Genomic DNA, 3,819 nt, shown 5'->3' on the forward strand with positions numbered 1-3,819 from the left:
GAGTGGCGGCATCCGATGAGGATTAGGCAGCGCGTGCACACCGCGAGAGCATCTTTCCCATGGGATCGCCCGGCAAGACCCTCCTGCAACTGTGGACGCGCCTGCGCCCCTTGCCCGGTGGTACCTGGCTGTTCTCCCGGATCTTCGGTCGGCGGGTTCCGTATTCAGGCTCCGTGCGGTCGCACATCCGTGTGCTCGCACCGGGTCACGCCGAGGTCGATATCCCAGACCGACGCCGCAACCGTCAGCACCTGGGCTCCATCCACGCGATAGCACTGCTGAACGTCGCCGAACAGGCCAGTGGCCTCGCTCTGCTCACAGACCTGCCCGACGGCATCCGCGGAATCGTCATTGAGATCTCGATGCAGTACTTCAAGAAGGCGCGCGGAACGATCCGCGCAGTGAGCGATGCCACCGCCCCTCCAGTGACCGGGGACGTGGAGTTCGACGTGACTGCCGATTGTCTCGACCTTCACGGCGATCTCGTGGCGCGCGCCACTGTGCGCTGGCGCCTCGGAACGCAGCGCTGACCGAAGCCGCCTTCCTGTGCAGGTTGCGCTGTCGGTAAGTCAGACGAAGCGCACCCAGTTGGCGCCACGACCCGTTTCCGCCCGCTCGAGCAGCTCGAGGCGGTCACCGTCCACCGCGTACAGCGCAATGCTCGTCGATCGCTCTCCTGCAGCGATGAGGTGGCCACCATCCGGGCTGAGAGCGAATCCGCGCGGCTGCGGCTCGGTGGTGATGAACCCTCGGGGTGCCGAAACCCCTCCATCGTCTGCGACCGAGACGGCGCCGAGCGTGCTCTCGGTGCGCTCCGAGCACCACAGATGACGGCCGTTCGCACCCAGGTGAAGGTCGGCACCCCAGATCAGATGCTCGGCCATGGGATCGGCTCCGAATCGGCTGTGTCGGAGGTTCTTCGACGGATCGAAGGCGTCCGCCACCCCGCGAAGCTCGAGGGTGCCGGCATCCGGATCTCGTGCGAAGTGCAGCACCTGTCCGGAGAACTCCGTCAGCACGTAGAGGGCGTCTTCGGTGGCGTTCAGGACAACGTGCCGGGGACCGCTTCCGGCTGGCGCGGCGACAGTAGGCGGTTCGAGCGGCACCAAGGCCATGTCGTCCGCCAGTGCGTATTGCGCAACGAGGTCGGCTCCCAGCGAGACGAAATAAGCGAACCTGCCGTCGGAGCTGGGCAGCACGGAGTGGAGGTTGGGAAAGTTGATCCGCGAGACGGCCTCACCGACGACACCGTCGATCACCGGGCAGCTGATCCCGTATCCCCCGCCGTACGAGGCGCCGAGCAGACAGGCGCCCGCCCTGGACAGAGCGAGGTAGTTCATGCCGCCGTCCGGCAGGTCGAGACGCGACCGCGGCTCGAGCGCACCGGTCGTGCGATCCAACTGCAGGGTCAGCACTCCCGCGGGCCCACCTTCGGCGGTTCCCTTCAGCCCTGCGTGGACGAGATCACGAGCCGAATCAACCGCGAAGGTCGAGCAGCCGGTGAGTGCACCGGTCACTGCCAGGCGCTCGAGCGAACCGCCCGATAGACGGAAGGTGCTGATGCTGTCTTCGCCGGCATTTGCCACGAGGACGAGGGAGGAGTCGGGCATCCTCCGATCGTATGACCCGGGCGATCCCCGATCGAGAGTGCTCCGTGATTCGACCCGTAGGGGCGTGCCAGGCCGTCGCCTGCCTCGCCATCGCAGGTACCGCGCCGGTAGGTCGAGGCGTACCCTCGCATCATGGCCGAGGTGATCGTCGGCGGGGTGCGCATCGCGTATCGGCGGCGAGGGAGCGGGGCCCCGCTCGTCCTCTTCCACGGTGCGTTCGAGGATTCTCGGATCTGGTCCGATGAACTGGAGCGTCTCAGCCCGCACGTCGAGGTGATCGCATGGGATGCCCCCGGCTGCGGGGAATCCGACGATGTTCCGCCGGCGTGGAGCGAGGCGGACTGGGCGGACGCGGCATCCGGATTCATCACATCCTTGAACCTTGAAAGCCCGGCCGTCGCGGGATTCTCGCTCGGATCGATGCTCGCGTTGCTGCTGGCGCGACAGCATCCCGCTGCCGTCGGCGGGCTCGTGCTCGTCGGGGCATACGCAGGCTGGGGCGGGTCGCTCGAGGGGGATGCGCTCGCACAGCGCATCGCCGCGGTACGCTTCACGATCGACCACCCTGTCGAAGAGTGGGCCGATGACCTCCTTGATTCGGTCTACGCACCGGATGCCGCGCCGGAGCGCCGTGCGCTCGCCCGCCGCCTCCTCGACGACTGGCGGCCGGCGACCACGGCAGCGCTGCTGAGCGTGATGGTGCAAGATCTTCGTCCCGGCCTCCCGAGGATCGGCGCACCGACAGTCCTCGTGCGCGGAAGCGCCGATGCACGCAGTCCCCGCGCCGCTTCACTGGAGATGCGCGACCTCATTCCGCGCGCGCGCCTCGTGGAGATCGCAGGCGCGGGACACGACTGCAGCGGACCACAACTCGACGCCGTGCTGATCGCCGCGGCGCGGGAGGCATCCGGCTCGTGATGACCTGCCGCAGCTCCGGAGACTGCGCGAGCCTTGGGGATGGCTGGGAACTTCCGGCCAAGCTCCTGCGGTCCTGGGGCCCACGGCCCGCTGTACCCCACACTGAAGGCATGTGGTGGAGATTCATCAAGGCGGTCAAACAGCGGCAGCACCGCGTCGCGCCGACGACGTGGGTTGCCGCCATCGCCGCCGTCGTGTACACGTTCGCGCCGATCGATCTGATTCCCGAAATCGTGCTCGGTCCGTTGGGGTTCGTGGACGACATCAGCCTGTGGGGTATCTTCGCGGTCCTCTTCGCGCGCGAGCAGCACCGGTGGTTGACCAGCCTCGAGCGGAAGTAGTCCGACACCACTCGGGCGTGACGTGTCACCCGCTGTTCGCCGCCCGTCATCACGGAACGTGCGAATGCGGTGATCACGGGCGCTGGCGCGGACGAGCGAGCGGCATCGTGACGGCCATGGCCCAGCGCGGCATCCGGAACAAGGACCGGTCTCGGTCCAGCGCGTCGATGGCGGACATCTCCGTGGTACTCAGCGTGAAGTCGACCACGTCGATGTTCGCCGCGATGTGGCCGGGGTGAGCGGCTGCGAGCGATTCTCCTGGCCACCAACCCCGAAGGCCGGTTTCGGCCGTATCGGCGCGATCCTGTCGGGCACCGCCCCCACGATCGCAGTCCAGTGGTCGATCATCGCCATCGCCGCCGTGCTGGTCTTCACCCTGTGGCCGGGGCTCGAGGCGCAGCCGGCCACGGTGATCTTCAGCATCCTCGTCGTCGGCGCATGGTGGGCGGTGACGATCGTCGCGTACGCGGTGCACTACGCGCGATTCGATGCGGCCGCAGGCGGGTTCGAATTTCCCGGCGAAGGGCACGACCGGCTCTTCGCCGACTACCTGTACCTCGTCGTGAAGCCGAATGCACGCTCCAGCCATCGCAACGCGGCCGGCGCGTCGCGGTAGGGAATCTGGGCATACATCGTCGCGGGCGGCGTTTGCGAACTCTCCATGCTGGTTCCTCTCTCAAGCGCTCACGCGTCTGACCATCTTGCCGCGCCGGGCGCCAGCGCACCCTGGCGGTCCCTTTGCACTTCGTGAGGACCGTCCCGCTGCGCAACCCACTTGTGCGGCCGTCGGGTCAGCAGGAAACTCTGGGCACGCAGCTCGGAGCTGCCCTGGGCACGTCGTCTCGTGCCGGAGGAGGGGTGCATCATGTGGACGGTTCTCCTCTTCGGCGCCGTCGCATCGAGCGCCCTGATCATCGGGGCGGCCATCGGCGTCAGGTTCAAACTCACGA

General features: G+C 67.5%; 6 protein-coding genes. 5 read left to right on the forward strand and 1 reads right to left on the reverse strand.

The genetic code is table 11. The features are described from left to right. The first annotated feature begins 59 nt into the window (after window positions 1–59). Window positions 60–530 (forward strand): DUF4442 domain-containing protein, encoded by a 471-nt coding sequence (locus VFX99_RS07365; protein WP_329665651.1) that lies wholly within the window; start codon window positions 60–62, stop codon window positions 528–530. Window positions 531–569: 39 nt separating this feature from the next. On the opposite strand, the gene VFX99_RS07370 is transcribed toward VFX99_RS07365, so the two are convergent. Continuing rightward, window positions 570–1,610 (reverse strand): lactonase family protein, encoded by a 1,041-nt coding sequence (locus VFX99_RS07370; protein WP_329665652.1) that lies wholly within the window; start codon window positions 1,608–1,610, stop codon window positions 570–572. Between the two features lie 132 nt (window positions 1,611–1,742). Here VFX99_RS07370 and VFX99_RS07375 point away from each other — a divergent pair, with 132 nt between their 5' ends. The 4 genes from VFX99_RS07375 to VFX99_RS07390 all read left to right on the forward strand — a co-directional run bounded on the left by VFX99_RS07375 (window position 1,743) and on the right by VFX99_RS07390 (window position 3,485). Then, a complete protein-coding gene (locus VFX99_RS07375; protein WP_329665653.1) occupies window positions 1,743–2,528 on the forward strand; it encodes an alpha/beta hydrolase in 786 nt (261 codons plus the stop codon). A 110-nt stretch (window positions 2,529–2,638) separates the two neighbouring features. Further along, the gene (locus VFX99_RS07380) at window positions 2,639–2,869 is read left to right on the forward strand and encodes a YkvA family protein (protein ID WP_329665654.1); all 231 of its coding nucleotides are present in this window, start codon (window positions 2,639–2,641) and stop codon (window positions 2,867–2,869) included. A 116-nt stretch (window positions 2,870–2,985) separates the two neighbouring features. After that, window positions 2,986–3,108 (forward strand): hypothetical protein, encoded by a 123-nt coding sequence (locus tag VFX99_RS07385; RefSeq protein ID WP_329665655.1) that lies wholly within the window; start codon window positions 2,986–2,988, stop codon window positions 3,106–3,108. Next, window positions 3,105–3,485, forward strand: coding sequence for a hypothetical protein (locus VFX99_RS07390; protein ID WP_329665656.1), 381 nt, complete (start codon window positions 3,105–3,107; stop codon window positions 3,483–3,485). The genes VFX99_RS07385 and VFX99_RS07390 overlap by 4 nt, the downstream gene beginning before the upstream one ends. Window positions 3,486–3,819 lie beyond the last annotated feature (334 nt).

Origin of the sequence: Microbacterium sp. (assembly GCF_036277215.1) — a bacterium.
Classification (GTDB): Bacteria; Actinomycetota; Actinomycetes; order Actinomycetales; family Microbacteriaceae; genus Microbacterium.